The sequence below is a fragment of the Stenotrophomonas sp. LGBM10 genome, from assembly GCF_046736075.1.
Taxonomy (GTDB): Bacteria; Pseudomonadota; Gammaproteobacteria; order Xanthomonadales; family Xanthomonadaceae; genus Stenotrophomonas.
This window is the reverse complement of sequence record NZ_CP177163.1, coordinates 3,379,329-3,396,318: the sequence shown is the minus strand read 5'-3', so window position 1 is coordinate 3,396,318 and position 16,990 is coordinate 3,379,329. Positions and strand designations below refer to the sequence as shown.

Below are 16,990 nucleotides of genomic sequence, written 5' to 3'. Positions count from 1 at the left end.
CCTTGCCCATGAACGACACGCTCCTCGACATCGCCAGCCTCGGTGGCCACAGCATGGGCACCACCTGGCAGGTAAAGCTGGCGGTGGCGCGTACGCGCGACCTGCACCCGCTGCATGCCGGCATCCAGGCCCAGCTCGATGCCGTCGTGGCGCAGATGAGCACCTGGGAATCCGGCAGCGACATCGCGCGGTTCAACCGCGCCGATGCCGGCCACTGGCAGGCCCTGCCGCCGCTGTTCGACACCGTCGTGCAGTGCGCGCTGGACATCGCCCGGCGCAGCGGCGGTGCCTTCGATCCCACCGTCGGTCCGCTGGTGGCGTTGTGGGGGTTCGGCGCACACGCGCAGGCCCAGCGCGTGCCCGACGCGCAGACCCTGTCCGCCACGCGTGCACGCTGTGGCTGGCAGCGCCTGCGGCATGAACCCGGCCGGCTGTACCAACCCGGTGGTATGGAACTGGACCTGTCGGCGATCGCCAAGGGCTTTGGCGTGGACCAGATCGTCCATTGGCTGCGCCAGCAGGGCGTGCAGGCGGCGCTGGTGGAAGTGGGCGGCGAACTGCATGGCTACGGCCGCAAGCCCGACGGCCAGCCGTGGCGCGTGCTGGTTGAATCAGCGCCGGAAGACGATGCGCAGGCGACCCATCCGCCCCGTGTGCTGACGCTCGACAACCGCGCCGTTGCCACCTCGGGCGACCGCTGGCATCACTTTGAACAGGACGGCGCGCAGTTCAGCCACACCCTGGACCCGCGCAGCGGTGCGCCCGTTGCACGTGCGGCTGCCGCCGTCACCGTGGTGGCCCCCGATGCGATGCACGCCGATGCGTGGGCGACCGCCCTGACGGTGATGGGCCTCGACGAGGGCCTCGCCTTCGCGCGTGCCCACGATCTGGCGGCCCGCTTTGTAACCCGTGGCGTGCAGGGCATCGACGAACACCTGAGCCCGGCCTTCGCGCAGCTGCTCAACGATGATGCGGCAGGCGCGGCATGAAATTGCCCTCGCGCGCCGTACTTGGCAATACCGCCGTGATCGCACTGCTGGTGCTGGCGGCAGGGTGGCTGCTGGGCCTGCACCAGCAGGAAGCGTGGTGGCAGAGCGCACCGCTGCCCGCGCACTGGCGTTGGGCCGTCGGCAGCGTGGTGGCGTATGCGGCGCTCTGCGCGGTGGTGTGGTGGCGTGGCCGTCCGCGCGACGACATCGCCAGCGACGGCGGCCCACCGCCGATCCTGCTCGTCTGGTCCAGCCAGACCGGGTTTGCCCAGCAGCTGTGCGAACGCAGCGCCGACGCCCTGCGTGCAGCCGGCGTGGCGGTGCGCGTCCGCGGCCTGCACCAGATCGACGTGGCCACGCTGCAGCAGGCCACGCAGGCACTGTTCATTGTCAGCACCACCGGCGAAGGCGATGCGCCCGACCACGCGTTGCCGTTCCTGCGCCGGGTGATGCCGCAGGCGCTGGCCCTGCCCGGGCTGCACTACGGTGTACTGGCGCTGGGCGACCGCAGCTACGGGCATTTCTGCGCATTCGGACACCAGCTCGATGCGTGGCTGCGCCAGCACGGCGCGCACCCGTTGTTCGATACCGTGGAGGTGGACAACGCCGACCCCGCCGCGCTGCGCCACTGGCAGCAGCTGCTCGGCCAGCTTGGCGGTGCCGCCACCGACCTGCCCGACTGGACCCCGGCCGAGTACCGGCCGTGGCACCTGCGGGCACGCACGCTGGAAAACCCCGGCAGCCCCGGCACCGGCACCTGGCGGATCGCGCTGGTGCCGGCCGACGGCGCACTGCCGGCCTGGCAGGCCGGCGATGTGGTCGAGATCGGCCCCCGGCACGCCCCTGCCGACGTGGCGGCGTGGCTGACGACCCACGCACGCGACGGCGCCGCGATGGTCGGCGGCGAGCCGCTGTCGGCGCACCTGGCGCGCGCGCACCTGCCCACCCTGCCGGAGGCGGTGCCCGCCGACGACACGGCGCTGGTCGCTTCGCTCACGCCGCTGCCGCACCGCGAATACTCCATTGCCAGCATGCCCGTCGAAGGCCAGGTGATGCTGTTGCTGCGCCGCCAGCTGCGCCCGGACGGCACGCCCGGACTGGGCAGCGGCTGGCTCTGTGACCATGCTGCACTGGGCGGGCGCATCGACCTGCGTTTCCGCAGCAATCCCAATTTCCACCCGCCGTCGCCGCAGGCACCGTTGATCCTGATCGGCAACGGCACCGGCATCGCCGGGCTGCGCGCGCATCTGCGTGCGCGCATCGACGCCGGGGCGCGCCGCAACTGGCTGCTGTTCGGCGAACGTACCGCCGCGCACGACGACTTCTTTGGCGAGGACCTGCGCACGTGGCACCGCGACGGCTGGATCGAGCGCCGCGATACGGTGTTCAGCCGCGACGGTGGCGAGCACCACTACGTGCAGGACCGCCTGCGTGCGCACCTGGCCGAACTGCAGCACTGGGTCGCCGACGGTGCCACGATCCTGGTCTGCGGCAGCCTGCAGGGCATGGCCCCGGCGGTGGATGCGGTGATCGAACAGGCCCTGGGCCGCGAAGGCAAGGAAGCCCTGATCGTTGCCGGGCGCTACCGCCGCGACGTGTACTAGCCGGCGGCGACGCCAGCCGCCACGCGGATGGCAAGCAGTTCGCCACCGCCGTGCAATGCATAGCGCCGGCGCGGTCCTGCGCCCAGCCAGGCGGTATCGCCGGCCTGCAGCGGCGGCAGCGCCGGTTCGCCCTCGAATTCGGCCTGCCCGGCCAGCAGGTGGATCGCCCAGGCAGCGCCCGGTTCGCTGAAGAAGAACATGCTGCCCACCAGCGGGCGATGCAGCAGTTCGGCGCTCACCGCATCGCGGCGCCACATCAGGTTGAAATCGTGGGTGACACCGTCCACCAGCTCGCCACTCACCTCGGCCTCGCCGGCAAAGCGCAGCCGATCATGCGGCGGCATCAGCGTGTGCAGCGTGCCGTCAGCGAAGCGCAGGCGCAGCCCTTCACCGCGCAGCAGCACCAGTTCGCGCTCGATGCCGGGGAACGCGGAGAACGCGGCGTCCTGCTCGATCTCGGCGATCGACAGGCGCACCAGCCAGTCATCGTTGTCCGGCACGCGCAGGATCTCGCGGGTCCAGCCCAGGCCGTTGCGCCAGCGTTCGCGGCGGTATTCGACACTGGGAATCACGCGCGTGGCCGCGCTCAGGAAGGTATCGGTCGACATGCCGGCATTGTGCCTCAGCCGGTGCTGCCGCCGCAGTCCGGTTCGAGCAGACGGGAACGCGCCAGCCAGTCCTTGTCGGGGTAGTAGGCGAACACCATCGCCCCGCCGCGCAGGCTGTCGATCAGCGGTTTGGCTACCGTCAGCCGCACCGCCGGGCAGCCGAGGCTGCGACCGAGCCGGCCCTGCATGCGGGCGAAGGTGGGATTCACGTACGGCGCACCGTGGATGACGATCGCGCGGTCGCGCGCGTTGTCATTGAAGCCCGGCTCGAGGCCTTCCAGGCGCAGCGAGTAGCCGTTGCCGCCCATGTAGGTTTCCTTGGCGGTGAACGCGCCCAGGCTGGACATGAAACTGCCGTCGCGGTTGGAGAAATGCTCGGTGCGGTTGCCGCCGCTGTTGCGGCCATGCGCCACCCACTCTTCGAACAGCAGCGTCTGCCGGCTCAGGTCGAACACCCACATGCGCGGTTCGGTGGACGGACGCGAATAGTCGATCACGCTCAACCGCGCCGGGTCGACGCCGAAGTCCGGCCGACGCAGCGCGCAGGACATCGCCTTGGCCGCGAGCTGCAGCACGGTGCGATCGGCCGACGGTGCCGCACGCGCCAGCATCTCGGCCAACTGGGCCGGATCGTGCGCCGCAGGCCGCGCAGCGCCGGTTGCGGCAGGCGCAGCCGCCACCACGGGCATCCCGCCCGCGCCCGCCGAGGCAGACGCGATCAGGCCCAGCGCAGCAGCGGACAGGGCTTTCACAGCAGACATGGGCAACCACCAGCCAGGGAAGCAGTCCTTACAAGGTGGACCCCGGGGCGTCGGATTCCAAGACCGGCTGCAGGTTCTGTTCATCGGCCACCGGCCGTACCGCCGGCAGGCTGGTCACCAGCAGTGTGGTGCCCGGCACCAGCGCCCGGTACAACTGCTCGGCGAATGCCGGTGGCAGTGCCATCGGCAGGCTCGGCGTGGCCAGCAGGTCCGGGCTGGCGTTGCCCTCGCTCTGGCCAAGCAGCGGGTAGGCCGTCCACTTGTGCAGGCGCTGGTGCGCGTCCAGCGGGCTGGGCACATCCGAGTATCCCTGCTGCATCACAAACAGCGTGGTGCCCTCGAAGGCCGGCAGCGCCTTGGCTTCCAGCCGCGATTCGCCGATCAGCACGCCATCGCGCAGCACGTACAGGCGCTGGTCGTGCAGGCTGACCAGTATGCCGACCTGCCCGGACGGCGCCGCGGCGTCGTTCCAGTAATGGTCCGGCGCATCGGTGGTTTCGACCAGCGGTTTGCCGGTGCTGTTGACCGGCGCCAGCACCGCCGGATACGCCAGCGTCATCGGTGCGCTCTTGGCATCGGCCACCACCACCGTGTCGCCGCGCTTGGTCTCGCCGAACAGCTTCTGCGCGAACGCCTGCGGCAGCCGCACGCAGCCGTGCGACGCCGGATGCCCGGGCAGGCTGCCGCCATGCAGCGCGATGCCATCCCAGGTCAGCCGCTGCATGTACGGCATCGGCGCGCTGTTGTAGAGGTTGGAGCGGTGATCCTTGTCCTTCTGCAGGATGGTGAACACCCCGGTCGGCGTTTCATGCCCGGCCTTGCCCGAGCTGATGGTGCTCAGCCCAATGGCGATGCCGTTGCGGTACACGTACGCGCGCTGCTCATCCAGGCTGACCACCAGCACGATCGGCCCGGCCGGCGAAATCTCCGGATGCCAGAGGAACTCGCCGGGCTTGAGGTCGGTGGGGCCGCGTGCGGCCGGGGTGGCCGGCGCGGCGGAAGCAGGGGTGGGGGCGGGAGCTGCCTGTGCCACGGCAGCCATACCGACCACCACTCCTACCACCAGGCTCAACAGACGACGGCGTGTTCGCATTGCTTCATTCCCTTGCATGGACGCCGTGAGCCTACACGAACCGACCGTGGGATCAGATCAATCTGGCCGGATGCAGCGCTGCATGCCGGCCGGAGCCCCAGGCATCGGCCATGCCCGGCATCAACATGCCCGACACCGTCTCCACCGTGTCCGGCGAGTCGACCTCCGACGCCGGGAATGTCATCGCCATCGCTTCCACCAGGCGCTGCAGTTCCTGCCGGTGGTCGGTGGCGCGCGCCGTGGTGACCCCGGCCTTCGCGTTGATCTGCTGGGTGGTGTAGACCTGCCCGTTGGCCAGGGTCAGATGATCCAGCGCCTGGTCGCCCCCCAGGAAATGCCCGACCACCCGCATGCTGTTGTTGCTGTTGCCGGTGACCGACACCGTCAGATCGTCACCACTCCGCACGAAGCTGAGCTGGTTCCAGCTGGTGGCGGCGGTCAGCTGGATGCCGTCGTAGCCACCGCCGGTGTTGTCGATCACATCGCGCCCGGTGCCGAACAGGTAGATGTCATCGCCCGCGCCGCCGAGCAGCGTATCGTTCCCCGCCCCACCGTCGAAGGTGTCATTGCCACCGAGCCCGGACAGTGTATTGGCCCCGGTGTTGCCGGTCAGGCGGTTGGCCAGCCCATTGCCCGTGCCGGCAATGCCGCTGCTGCCGCTGAGCACCAGGTTCTCCACGTTGTCGGCCAGGGTGTGGCCGATGCTCGCCGTGACCTGGTCGATGCCCTCGCCCGCCAGTTCCTCGACCACATCGCCGGCGTTGTCCACCACATAGCGGTCGTCGCCGAGCCCGCCCACCATGCGGTCGGCACCGCCGCGGCCATCCAGCAGGTCGTTGCCGGCCAGGCCCTCCAGCTGGTTGGCACGGCTGTTGCCCGTCAGAGTATTGTCCAGCGCGTTGCCGGATCCATCGATCTGCGCGTTGCCGGTCAGGGTCAGCCGTTCAACATGATCGCCGAGCGTGAAGCTGGTCGACGCATTGACCAGATCGTTGCCTTCGCCTGCACGCTCGATCACGCGGTCGTCCCAGTCCGCGACCGTATAGGTGTCGTCGCCGGTGCCGCCGTACATGGCATCCAGCCCGGCCCCGCCGTTGAGGGTGTCATTGCCCGCCAGGCCGAAGATGCGGTCGTCGTCGGCGCTGCCGTTGAGCGTATCGGCGCCGGCGGTGCCGGTCAGCTGCCTGTAGACCGACAGCCCCAGGTAGGCCGTGGCGGCCTGCCCCCAGCTGTCGGTGGCGGTGAGGCTGACGGAGCCGTCGTAGTAGGGCGCATCCGGCACCAGGCCACTGAACGTCAGCGTGGCCGCATCGAAGCTGAGCCAGCTCGGGAGCCGGTCGACCTGGAGTGACAGCGACTCGCCGGGTTCGTTGACAAGGAAGCCGGGCGGCAGCGAGAAGCTGAACGTCTGGCCACGGATTGCCTCCATGTCCACCGGAACGCTGCTGAACACCGGCGCCCGGTTGACCTGCACATGGTCGTCGATGCGCCATACGGTGCCATCATCGAAGTGGATCTCCTCCAGCGGCGACGGTGCACCGAACGCAACGTGGCTGGCGTCGGCGTAGATCGTCAGCACCTCGCTTCCCACGCGGATGTGCAGGCCGTGGGCAGTGTCCTGGCGGATGCTCACATCGGCGGTGGTGATTCCCGCACCGAACCGCAGTATGTCCACCTCACCAGGGCGGCCACTCAATTCGCTGATGCCATCGCTGCCGTCGCCCAGATTGTAGACGTACGTATCCGCACCCGCGCCGCCGTTGAGAAGGTCACCACCGCCGCCACCGGCAAGCACGTTGTCGGCCGCATTGCCGTCGATCACGTTGTAGGCGCCGTTGCCTGTTCCAACCCGCGCGCCCTGCTGCAGCACCAGGTTCTCCACCTCGTCCGGCAGTACGTAGTCGACGGAGGCGTAAACGGTGTCGATGAAGGCATAGGGCCCGGTGCTGGCGTACTCGACGACCTGGTCGCCGATCGAATCGACATAGTAGGTATCGCTGCCGGTGCCACCGGCCATGAAATCGTCGCCGGCGCCCCCGTCCAGGATGTCCGGATTGCGGCCATCCCCGCCCACCAACCGGTCATTGCCCTCATCCCCGTACAGGGCGACGCCGGACAGATTCGCGCGGAGCGTATCGTTGCCTGCGCCACCGCGCATGGTGCCGCCGGAATACTTGTAGCTCATCACGTTGTCCAGCGCATTGCCACGAATCTCGCCGACGTAACCGTTGCCTATGATGTTCTCGACATTGTCCGCAAGCTGGTACACCCCGGTTTCACCCATCGAAATCAGCTCGATGGTGTCAGTGCCTTCGCCGGCCAGCTCCACCACCACGTCGCTGCTGTCCACGTTGTAGGTATCGTTGCCCCTGCCGCCGCTCACCCGGTTGGATGCCGTGTTGACGCTGGTGCCGATGATGTTGTCGCGCTCATCGCCGACTACCGACAGCGCGGTAGTGCCGCGACTGTTGAACTCGCGGACCGCGCTGTCGAAGTGGAAATCGGTCTCCAGCGAACTGCGGATGTCGAACCGGGCGGCAGAGCGGACGACACCGCCGCCGAACGGCAGCTGTTCATATGCCTCCCAGGTATCGCCCGGATTGTCGACGACGATGCTGATGTAGCGCGTGCTGCCATCGACGTAGTAAACGTACTTGTCGGCACCGGCACCGCCATCGACCTGCATGCCGTGCGTCAGCATATTCATGCCGTTGCGTATCACCAGCGTGTTGTTGCCGGCATTGCCGTTGAGGGTGTGGAACTGGTTGTAGAAATTGGTGGTGAAATCCAGGTTCTCCACGTTGTCCGGCAGCGTGAAAAGGTTCGGCGTGATGCCGCTGAGATACAGCGTGTCGTTGCCTTCGCCGGCCAGTTCTATGACGTTCTCCACATCGTAGTAGGCATCGTCGCCGAGACCACCGAAGGCGACATCGTTGCCCTCGCCGCCCTCGATTCGGTCATCGCCTGCGCCGGCATCAAGGGTGTCGTCGCCGTCCAGACCCTGCAGCCGATCGCCGGCGCGCGTGCCGACGATCATGTCGCTGCCGGCGGTTCCACTGCTGATCACCGACCCGTCCTGGAACACCACCTTGTGACGCCCACCGGACAACGCGAAGTTCTCCAGGCGCAGGTGGTCGTGCCAGGTTTCGAAACTGGTGTCGCCACGGCCGAAATAGATCATCAGGTCGTTGCCGTAGTAGCTGATCAAACTGCCGGCGGCGGTGATGCCCTTGCCCATCACGATGGTGTCGTGGCCCGACTCGGGATCGTCCAGCCCCAGCACCTGATCGCGCCCGTACCCGGCTTCGAAAATGTAGGTGTCGTCGCCTTCGCCACCGCGCAGGTTGTCGTCGCCGGCACCCCCGATCAGCGTGTCGTCGCCTTCATCGCCACCGAGGTAGTCGTTGCCGTCGCCGCCCTGGAGGTTGTCGTTGCCGGCATCGCCCGAGAGGTTGTCGTTGCCGGCATCGCCCCGAAGGGTGTCATTGCCGCCCTGTCCGGCCAGCACATCATCGCCGGCACCGCCCTCGAGGCGGTCACTGCCAAGCCCACCGACCAGCTGGTCCGCCCCAGCACCGCCCACCAGCGTATCGTTGCCATCCTGACCGTACAGGTAGTCGCCGCCGTCGCCACCGATCAACTGGTCGTTGCCGGCCCCACCCTGCAGTTCGTCGTCACCGTCATTGCCATACAGGGTGTCGCTGCCTTCATCGCCCCATAGCCTGTCGGCGCCGGCGCCACCGTGCAGCTGGTCGTTGCCCGCGCCGCCCACCAGTTGGTCATTGCCCGCGCCCCCGTACAGCTCGTCGGTGCCGTCCTCGCCGAACAGGATGTCGTCGTCGTTGCCGCCGTCGAGGTAATCGTTGCCGGATCCACCCTGCAGCTTGTCGTCGCCGTCATCGCCGAAGAGGCGGTCGTTGCCGTGGTGCTGCGCGGCGAACTGGGATTCCACGCCATCGCCCAGCAGCAGATCATCATCACTGCCACCGTGGATGACGTCATCGCCGCCAAGGCCATAGACGGTATCCTTGCCCTCATCCCCGTAGATCTCGTCATCGCCGTGTTCGCCGGGCGCGATGACCAGCGAATCGCCGGTGATGATGTCATCGCCGGTGCCGCCGTACAGGAAGTCGCTGCCGCCATCGCCGTAGATCTCGTCGTTGCCACCGCCGCCGTAGATGGTGTCGCTGCCGGACACGACCGGCTGCTCGATCATGTACTGCAGCCCGTAGTCGAGACGATCGCCGGACAGCACGTCGTTGCCTTCACCGCCGTCGATCAGGTCGTTCCCGCCCTGCCCGTAGATGAGATCGCGCCCCAGGCCGCCGGCCAGGATGTCATCGCCTGCCGCATTGGCGGCGCTGGACTGGATCGTCCCCATGAACCGGAACGAATTGCTGCCCGCGGTCAACGTATCGCCGAGGATGATGTCGTCGTCGTCGCCGCCGTCGATGGTGTCATCGTCATGCCCGCCCACCAGCAGATCGGAGCCTGTTCCGCCCAGGATGCCGTCGTCACCCTCGCCGCCGTACACCATGTCGTCGCCGGCGCCGGCGTCCACCAGGTCATCACCGTTGCGGTACGTCTCCAGGCCCGGATGGACCCAGATATCGTCGGTATCCGGGTTGCCGTCTTTCGGGCCGAAGGCCACCACGTCGAAGAAGGCCAGGCGCTGGTAGGCGTTGGTGACGTCGTAGGGCACGTTGTTGACGCCCGTGTAGTTGCCCGCATAGGCGTACCAGCCATTTCCGTAGCTCATGGTCGAGCTGTCCGCCGCCAGGCGCGCCTGGGTCTGGGCGCGACCGGCATAGCCATCATGCTCCGCCCACTTGGTGACGTCCCACGCCACGCCGTAGTTCAGGATGATGTCGTTGCCGCTGCCGCCGTCGATCTGGTTTGCGCCGGCACCGCCCAGCAGCAGGTCGTTGCCGGTGCCACCGTCGATGTAGTCGTCGCCGTAGCCGCCGTCGATGCCGTCGTTGCCTGCGCCCGCGAAGATCACATCGTCGCCGCTGTGCGGGGTAGCGGCATCCTTGTCGCCATCGCTGCCGATCAGGTCATCGTCGCCGCCTACCGGGTAGGACCCCGGCCCGCCACCAGGGCCGCCATCGTCTTCCTCGTCCTCCAGCGTGATGCCCAGCGCGCCGCTGACGAAATTGTTGATGCGCAGCGAGCCGTTGACGATCAGCGTAGTGCCATCCAGCTGGTAGATCAGATCGCCCTTGCGGTACTGCCCGGCCGGGGCATCCTTGGCGCGCTTGCCACCGCTGAGAATGCCCACGCCGTTGATTGCGACCCGGCCCAGGCCATCGCTGTCCTCGATGGTGTCCTGCCAGTCGGCGATGTAGAAGTCGTTGCCCGCACCGCCCCGCAGCAGATCCACGTCCGCCCCGCCATCCAGGCGGTCGTCGTCGTCACCGCCATCCAGGGTGTCGTTGCCATCACCACCGTAGAGATGGTCTATGCCGATGCCGCCATCGAGGGTATCCACACCGCCCTCCCCCCACAGCTGGTCGTTGCCGCCACCGCCGAATAGGGCATCGACTCCCCCACCGCCGTACAACTGGTCCTTGCCGCCCAGTCCCTGCAGCACGTTTGCACCGGCGTTGCCGCGGATCACGTTGTTTTCGCCGTTGCCCAACCCGTCGATCGCCGCCGTTCCGGTCAGGGTGAGGTCTTCCACGTTGGCGGTCATCACGTGGCTGCGGCTGCTCTCCACCCGGTCGCGGCCGGCACCGGCGGCCTCTACGATGCGATCGCCAACATCGTCGACGATGTAGATGTCGTCGCCGGTGCCGCCGTACATCGTATCGGCGCCAGCGCCACCGTCCAGGTAGTCGTTGTCGGCGCCACCGTACAGCGCGTCTGCCGTTGCCAGGCCAAACATGCGATCGTCGCCGGCCCCGCCCACACCGACCACGCCGTTGACCATGTAGTCGCTCAGCTGGCGATGGTCCTCCAGGTCGTCGTTCATGGTGCCGTTGCGGATATGGGCCAGGTCCAGCGTGTCCGATTCCTGGGTGCCGTACAGGATCGGGCGGTTCTGGTCATCAAGAAAGCGGGTGGCACCGGCGACGAACAACTGGTCGGCCAGCGCGGCCACCTCGACCGCCTGGAACGCCAGGGACGGGTCCGGCCAGACCGCAGTCTGCGTGTCGGCGATCAGGTCGGCCATCGTATAGGTGCGCCGTGGCACCGCCTTGCCGAACTCGATCGTGACCTTACGGCCGATCCCCGACGGGTCCACCATTTCTTCCAGCTGCAGGACGTTGTTGGCCAGTTCGGAGACCATGCCTCCTTCGAAATCGAAGTTGTCGCCGTCGCGCGGCTCGATGGCGAAACCCTCGATGCTGCGCTCACCGTTGGGGCCCACGACGAACACCGCATCCTCGGCGATCTTGAAATCCGTCGTCGCCCAGATGTAGCTGCGCTCGACATAGTTGTCCTTGCCGTCGTCGTAGAACGACTGGCGCAGCGTCAGGCCATAGCTGGTGAGCCCAAGCAACGCGGCAATCTGCGCCTTGGTGTAGCGCCCCGGCGCCAGGCCGCTCGTCGCCGAGCCCTCCGGCGGCGCGAAGAAGTCGTTCACCAGCTGGAATTTGGGGGCCGTCGCGAAGCGCCCCGCGCCCTGGGTCATGTAGTGGATGACGTCCACTTCGATGGTGACACCCGGGCCTTCCGCGCGGATCAGCGCAGGATCGGTCCTGTCGGCCGGCGGATCGTCGGTGCCGTACAGGAACAGATTGGTCATCGCTTCCTTCGAGATATGCGTGTACATCCGTTTCTCCTGGACCTGCATGGGATGGGGGAAGCTGACTCAGCTCAGATCGTGACGACGTGCGCGCATCGATCCACAGTTACGAATCTTTCATGCATGACGCTGCGCAGCCGCCCGTTTTCGTGGAACCGGACGGGGTAGCGCAGGCGCACGATGTAGAACTCCACACCGACCATGCGCGACAGCACCGATGGCGCATATCCCTCCCATCCGCGCGGAACGATCCGGCAGCCGTGGGGATGGAGCGCGATGAAGTCGTCCACGCCGGCAAAGCGCACCGGGTAGGCGGGCCGGCCACGCGTGACCGTGTCATTGCCGTGGGCGCCTTCCCGGCGCGACAGCTCGATGCTGGGCGGATAGGTCGCCAGGACATGGGCAATCGCGGCGCGCTGGATCTCCTGCGCAGGCACGATGCGCCGCTGCTCGAAGCAATAGCCGTTGTAGGCGAGCACGAGGGGCACGACGAAAACGACCTGAAGCAGCACGATGCTGCTGATCAGCAACGGGGTCCGGTTCAACACACGGCATCCCCGCGCACGACGGTGGATGTCCCGGCAACGGCCAGGTCAAGCGGTCTGCATTGCGCATACCACGACTGCATAACGTCCTTGCCATGCCGATCTGAAGTGCCCGCACGCGGACGCGCCGGGGGTGACTACGCTCGAATCACTACGCCCAACGCCCCCGGCCTGACAAAGAAATTGCCCGGCCATACGTCCTGTACGGTACCGGGCAATCTTCACATCCTTGTCGGCATCCCGCCTTCCCCCTTTCGCATCCTGCCAAATGGGTCCCGACCATGCTCCCTGCACTCGGTCGTTGTTCTATCCGCCATCCCATTCCCTTCCCGGGTCTGGATCCACCGTCCTGGTGGTGTCCTGCCTTCCGTTGGCGCCGCGTCCTTGCGGCATTCGCGTCCCTGCGGCGTCCGGTGCCATCGGGCGTCCTGCCCGGTTGGCCTGCCAGCGTCCTGCCGGTCTCCGGCAATCCTGTCCGTCAGCGCCTGGGTACGGAGCGCGGAGCCTCCTTCCGGGGAGGTTCCCCGGCGGGCATCGTCCTGATGCCTGCCGTCATCCGCTGTCGATTCCGTTCGACGGTTGCTGTCCCTATCCCCTTCACCCGAGTCAGATCCTCGACTCGAAGAAAAGGGCCGTGTTGTCGCCGGTATGCAACGATCGCCTCAGCCCGTCTGGGCCCTACGTTCGCCAGTCCCTGCTCCAGCATCGACGCATCGGCGGTATTGATGTCGATCCGGTCTGCCGCGAAGGCGGGCCACATCAACAGCATTCCCAGCGCGAGCGCCTTCCACGAAACCCAAGGCCCCACAGTGAAACTCCTTGTGACTTGGAATCAGTGCCTGCCGACATTCCCTTCGGCTGAAACAGTGTCCCGCGCCACATACACACAGCCTATCGTCCACTGCGCCTTCACGCAGCCGGCCAAATACCCGACGTGATGTAGGGAAATCCCTACCCCGGTCAGAGGCGTAGAATGTGAGGACTAGCCAATGCACTCGGAGCTTCAGATGGACAGCGCCAAACTCGGCCAATTCCTCAGTGACAAGTGGGACAACGACATCGTCCCGCAACTGGTCGATTACATCCGTATCCCCAACAAATCGCCGATGTTCGACGCTGATTGGGTCGCAAACGGCTATATGGAACAGGCGGTCACGCTGATGGAGACCTGGGCCAAGGCCCAGAACCTGCCCGGCCTGAACGTGGAGGTGGTGCGCCTGGAAGGCCGCACGCCGCTGATCCTGCTGGAAATCCCCGCCACCGGCGCCGAGACCGGCGACGACACCGTGCTGCTGTACGGGCACCTGGACAAGCAGCCGGAAATGACCGGCTGGGACGACGACCTCGGCCCGTGGGTGCCGGTGCTGCGCGACGACAAGCTGTACGGCCGCGGCGGCGCCGATGACGGCTATGCGATCTTCGGCTCGCTGGCTGCGGTGCTCGCGCTGCAGGAACAGGGCCTGCCGCATGCCCGCTGCGTGGTGCTGATCGAAGCCTGCGAGGAATCGGGCAGCTACGATCTGCCGGCCTACGTGGATCACCTGGCCGACCGCATCGGCAAGCCGTCGCTGGTGGTGTGCCTGGATTCGGGCTGCGCCAACTACGACCAGCTGTGGTGCACCACCTCGCTGCGCGGCCTGACCGGCGGCAACTTCTCGGTCAAGGTGCTCAACGAAGGTGTGCACTCCGGCGACGCCTCCGGCGTGGTGCCGTCCAGCTTCCGCCTGCTGCGCCAGCTGCTGTCGCGCATCGAGGACGAGAACACCGGCCGCATCCTGATCGACGGCATGAACGTGGAAATTCCGGCCGAGCGCCTGGAACAGGCCAAGCGCGCCGCCGATGTGGTGGACACCGCGATCTTCGAGAAATTCCCGCTGGTCGACGGCCTCAAGCCGATGAACGATGACCTCACCGAGCTGGTGCTCAACCGCACCTGGCGCCCGGCGCTGTCGGTGACCGGTGTGGACGGCATGCCGCCGCTGGCCTCGGCCGGCAACGTGCTGCGCCCGCATACCGCGGTGAAGCTGTCGCTGCGCCTGCCCCCGACCGCCGACGGCAAGACCTGCGGCGAACTGCTCAAGGAGGCGCTGCTGCGCGATCCGCCGAACGGTGCCGAAGTGACGCTGGATCTGGAAAAGGCGTCCACCGGCTGGAACGCACCGGCGATGGCGCCGTGGCTGACCAAGGCGATCGACGAGGCCAGCCAGACCTTCTTCGGCAAGCCGGCGATGTACATGGGCGAAGGCGGCTCGATCCCGTTCATGGGCATGCTCGGCGAGAAGTTCCCCGGCGCACAGTTCATGATCACCGGCGTGCTCGGCCCGCATTCCAACGCGCATGGCCCGAACGAGTTCCTGCACATCCCGATGGGCAAGCGCGTGACTGCCTGCGTGTCCAAGGTGATCAGCGAGCACTACGCGGCGAGCCTGCGCGGTGAGACCAGCGGTTCGCCGGTGGCTGCAGACAGCGGCACCCGCCACGGCGGCCACGGCTGCTGCTGACCCGTCCCGGTGACGGACGCAGCCTGCGCTTGGTAGGCTGCGTCCTTCTCCTGCGGGAAACGGCGTCATGAACAGTCTGTTCGGCAGCACCAGCTGGCTCTACATCATTCTGGTCGGTTTCATCGTCGGCCTGCTCGGGCGCTTCTTCATGCCGGGCAACAACCGCATGGGCTGTCTGCTGACCATCGTGCTGGGCATCGGCGGTGCGCTGTTTGCCGGCTGGTTCGGCCAGTACATGGGCTGGTATGCACGCGGCGAACCGGCCGGTTTCCTCGGTGCGGTGATCGGTGCCGTCGCGATCCTGGCCGTGCTGCGGCTGGTCAGCGGCAAACGCTGACCTCTCTCCCCTCCTTTCCTTCCGCGCGCCGTCCGGCGCCGCTTCGACGTACCCGTCCATGAACGATCCTGCTTCCGACCCGCTGCGCGCCGACCTTCGCCGGCAGTGGGCAAGTTCCATGCTCGGCGACCCGCACCTGGCGCTCGACCGCGCCTCGGTGGACGCCGGCTTCCGCAGTTACTGGCGTGCCACCAGCACGCGCGGCAGCCACATCGTGATGGACTCCCCGCCCGGGCTGGAAGACGTACGCCCGTGGCTGCGCATGCATGATCTGCTCGAACCCAACGACGTGCGCGTACCCCGCGTGTTCGAACGCGACGTCGAGCAGGGGTTCCTGCTGCTGGAAGACCTTGGCGGCCCCACGCTGGCCCGCCATATCGACGACGCCAACGCCGATGCCTGGTTCGACGCCGCCTTCGCGCAGCTGATCCGGCTGCAGTCGATTGCGGTACCCGAGGGCATGGGCAGCTTCGGCGAGGCGCTGCTGCAGCGCGACGCAGGCCTGTTCGACGAGTGGTTCCTGCAGCGCCACCTTGGCCTGGAACTGGACTGCGGCGAGCTGGAAGGCCTGCAGCTGGTGCATCGCCGCCTGATGGACAATGCACTGGGCCAGCCGCAGGTGCTGACCCACCGTGATTTCATGCCGCGCAACCTGATGCCGGTCGACGGCGGCCCCGCCGTGCTCGACTTCCAGGACCTGGTGCGCGGCCCGATCGCCTACGATCCCGTCAGCCTGTTCAAGGATGCGTTCCTGAGCTGGCCGCTGGCGCGCGTGGATGCCTGGCTGGCGCGCTACCACGCGCAGGCGCAGGCCGCCGGCCTGCCGGTGCGGCCGTGGCCGCAGTTCCTCCGCGATGCCGACTGGATGGGCGTGCAGCGGCACCTGAAGATCCTCGGCCTGTTCGTGCGCCTGCGCGACCGCGACGGCAAGGGCCATTACTTCGACGATGCGCCGCGCTTCATCCGCTACCTGGACGAGGTGCTGCCGCGCCACCCGGAACTGGCTCCGCTGCTGGCGCTGCTGGAAGACCGCATCAAACCCGCGCTGGCGCAGCTGGCGCAACCGCGGCCGGCGCGCGCATGAAGGCGCTGGTGTTCTGCGCCGGCAAGGGCGAGCGCATGCGCCCGCTGACCCTGCACACGCCCAAGCCGCTGCTGGTGGCCGGCGGCAAACCGCTGGTGGTGTGGCACCTGGAGCGCCTGGCTGCGGCCGGCATCAAGGAGGTGGTGATCAACACCTCGTGGCTGGGCGACCAGTTCGCGCCGGCGCTGGGTGACGGCACGCGCTGGGACCTGCGCCTGCACCTGATCGACGAAGGTCCGGTGCCCCTGGAGACCGGCGGCGGCATTCTCAACGCGCTGCCGGTACTGGGTGAGGCGCCGTTCCTGGTGGTCAACGGCGATGTATGGACCGACGTCGATTTCGCCGCGTTGCCGGTACACCCGCAGGGCGATGCGCACCTGGTGCTGGTCGACAACCCGGTGCAGCACCCGCGTGGCGATTTCATCCTGCACGACGATGGCACGGTTGGCGATGTGGGCGACGCGCCGCGCCTGACCTACGCCGGTGTCGGCGTGTTCCGCCCGGCCATCGTCGCTGGCTGGCGCGATGTCATCCCCGCCTCGGCAGGCACGGCGGCAACGCCACCGCAGTTCGGGCTGGCCCCGTTGATGCGTCATGCAATGGCCGGCGGCCGGGTCAGCGGGCAGCATCACCGCGGGCAATGGACCGACGTGGGAACGCCGGAGCGGTTGGCGGCACTGGATTCGGCGCTGGGTCTGCAGCCGCCGCGGTAAACCG

The 16,990-nt window shown here is 67.5% G+C and carries 12 protein-coding genes; 6 read left to right on the top strand and 6 right to left on the bottom strand.

Annotated elements, in window-relative coordinates; genetic code table 11:
• Positions 1–8 precede the first annotated feature (8 nt).
• Complete coding sequence (locus ACLB90_RS14840) at positions 9–989, top strand: FAD:protein FMN transferase (RefSeq protein WP_411850176.1); 981 nt, start codon at positions 9–11, stop codon at positions 987–989.
• The gene (locus ACLB90_RS14835; RefSeq protein WP_411850175.1) at positions 986–2,593 is read left to right on the top strand and encodes a sulfite reductase subunit alpha; all 1,608 of its coding nucleotides are present in this window, start codon (positions 986–988) and stop codon (positions 2,591–2,593) included. Before ACLB90_RS14840 ends, ACLB90_RS14835 begins: the two co-directional genes overlap by 4 nt.
• Here the strand turns inward: ACLB90_RS14835 and ACLB90_RS14830 are convergent.
• The 6 genes from ACLB90_RS14830 to ACLB90_RS14805 form a co-directional block, all read right to left on the bottom strand.
• Positions 2,590–3,201: a HutD family protein gene (locus tag ACLB90_RS14830; protein ID WP_411850174.1), complete on the bottom strand. Its 612-nt coding sequence runs from the start codon at positions 3,199–3,201 to the stop codon at positions 2,590–2,592. The genes ACLB90_RS14835 and ACLB90_RS14830 overlap by 4 nt on opposite strands.
• 14 nt (positions 3,202–3,215) lie before the next feature.
• Positions 3,216–3,962: a murein L,D-transpeptidase catalytic domain family protein gene (locus ACLB90_RS14825; protein ID WP_411850173.1), complete on the bottom strand. Its 747-nt coding sequence runs from the start codon at positions 3,960–3,962 to the stop codon at positions 3,216–3,218.
• Between the two features lie 28 nt (positions 3,963–3,990).
• Positions 3,991–5,004, bottom strand: a complete 1,014-nt coding sequence (locus tag ACLB90_RS14820; protein WP_411852770.1) for a L,D-transpeptidase — start codon at positions 5,002–5,004, stop codon at positions 3,991–3,993.
• A gap of 103 nt (positions 5,005–5,107) precedes the next feature.
• The gene (locus tag ACLB90_RS14815; RefSeq protein WP_411850172.1) at positions 5,108–11,833 is read right to left on the bottom strand and encodes a putative Ig domain-containing protein; all 6,726 of its coding nucleotides are present in this window, start codon (positions 11,831–11,833) and stop codon (positions 5,108–5,110) included.
• Between the two features lie 44 nt (positions 11,834–11,877).
• Positions 11,878–12,351 carry a hypothetical protein gene (locus ACLB90_RS14810; RefSeq protein WP_411850171.1) on the bottom strand — a complete coding sequence of 158 codons (474 nt, stop codon included), beginning with the start codon at positions 12,349–12,351 and terminating at the stop codon, positions 11,878–11,880.
• A 478-nt stretch (positions 12,352–12,829) separates the two neighbouring features.
• Positions 12,830–13,057 carry a ComEA family DNA-binding protein gene (locus tag ACLB90_RS14805; protein WP_411852769.1) on the bottom strand — a complete coding sequence of 76 codons (228 nt, stop codon included), beginning with the start codon at positions 13,055–13,057 and terminating at the stop codon, positions 12,830–12,832.
• 301 nt (positions 13,058–13,358) lie between these two features.
• On the opposite strand from ACLB90_RS14805, the gene ACLB90_RS14800 reads away from it, so the two are divergent.
• From ACLB90_RS14800 to murU, 4 genes are all read left to right on the top strand, one after another.
• Entirely contained in the window at positions 13,359–14,852 is a 1,494-nt protein-coding gene (locus tag ACLB90_RS14800) for a M20 family metallopeptidase (RefSeq protein WP_411850170.1), read from the top strand.
• Between the two features lie 67 nt (positions 14,853–14,919).
• The gene (locus tag ACLB90_RS14795; RefSeq protein WP_411850169.1) at positions 14,920–15,189 is read left to right on the top strand and encodes a GlsB/YeaQ/YmgE family stress response membrane protein; all 270 of its coding nucleotides are present in this window, start codon (positions 14,920–14,922) and stop codon (positions 15,187–15,189) included.
• A gap of 58 nt (positions 15,190–15,247) precedes the next feature.
• Positions 15,248–16,273 carry an aminoglycoside phosphotransferase family protein gene (locus tag ACLB90_RS14790; protein ID WP_411850168.1) on the top strand — a complete coding sequence of 342 codons (1,026 nt, stop codon included), beginning with the start codon at positions 15,248–15,250 and terminating at the stop codon, positions 16,271–16,273.
• The gene (murU, locus tag ACLB90_RS14785; RefSeq protein ID WP_411850167.1) at positions 16,270–16,986 is read left to right on the top strand and encodes an N-acetylmuramate alpha-1-phosphate uridylyltransferase MurU; all 717 of its coding nucleotides are present in this window, start codon (positions 16,270–16,272) and stop codon (positions 16,984–16,986) included. Before ACLB90_RS14790 ends, murU begins: the two co-directional genes overlap by 4 nt.
• The last annotated feature ends 4 nt before the right edge of the window (positions 16,987–16,990 follow it).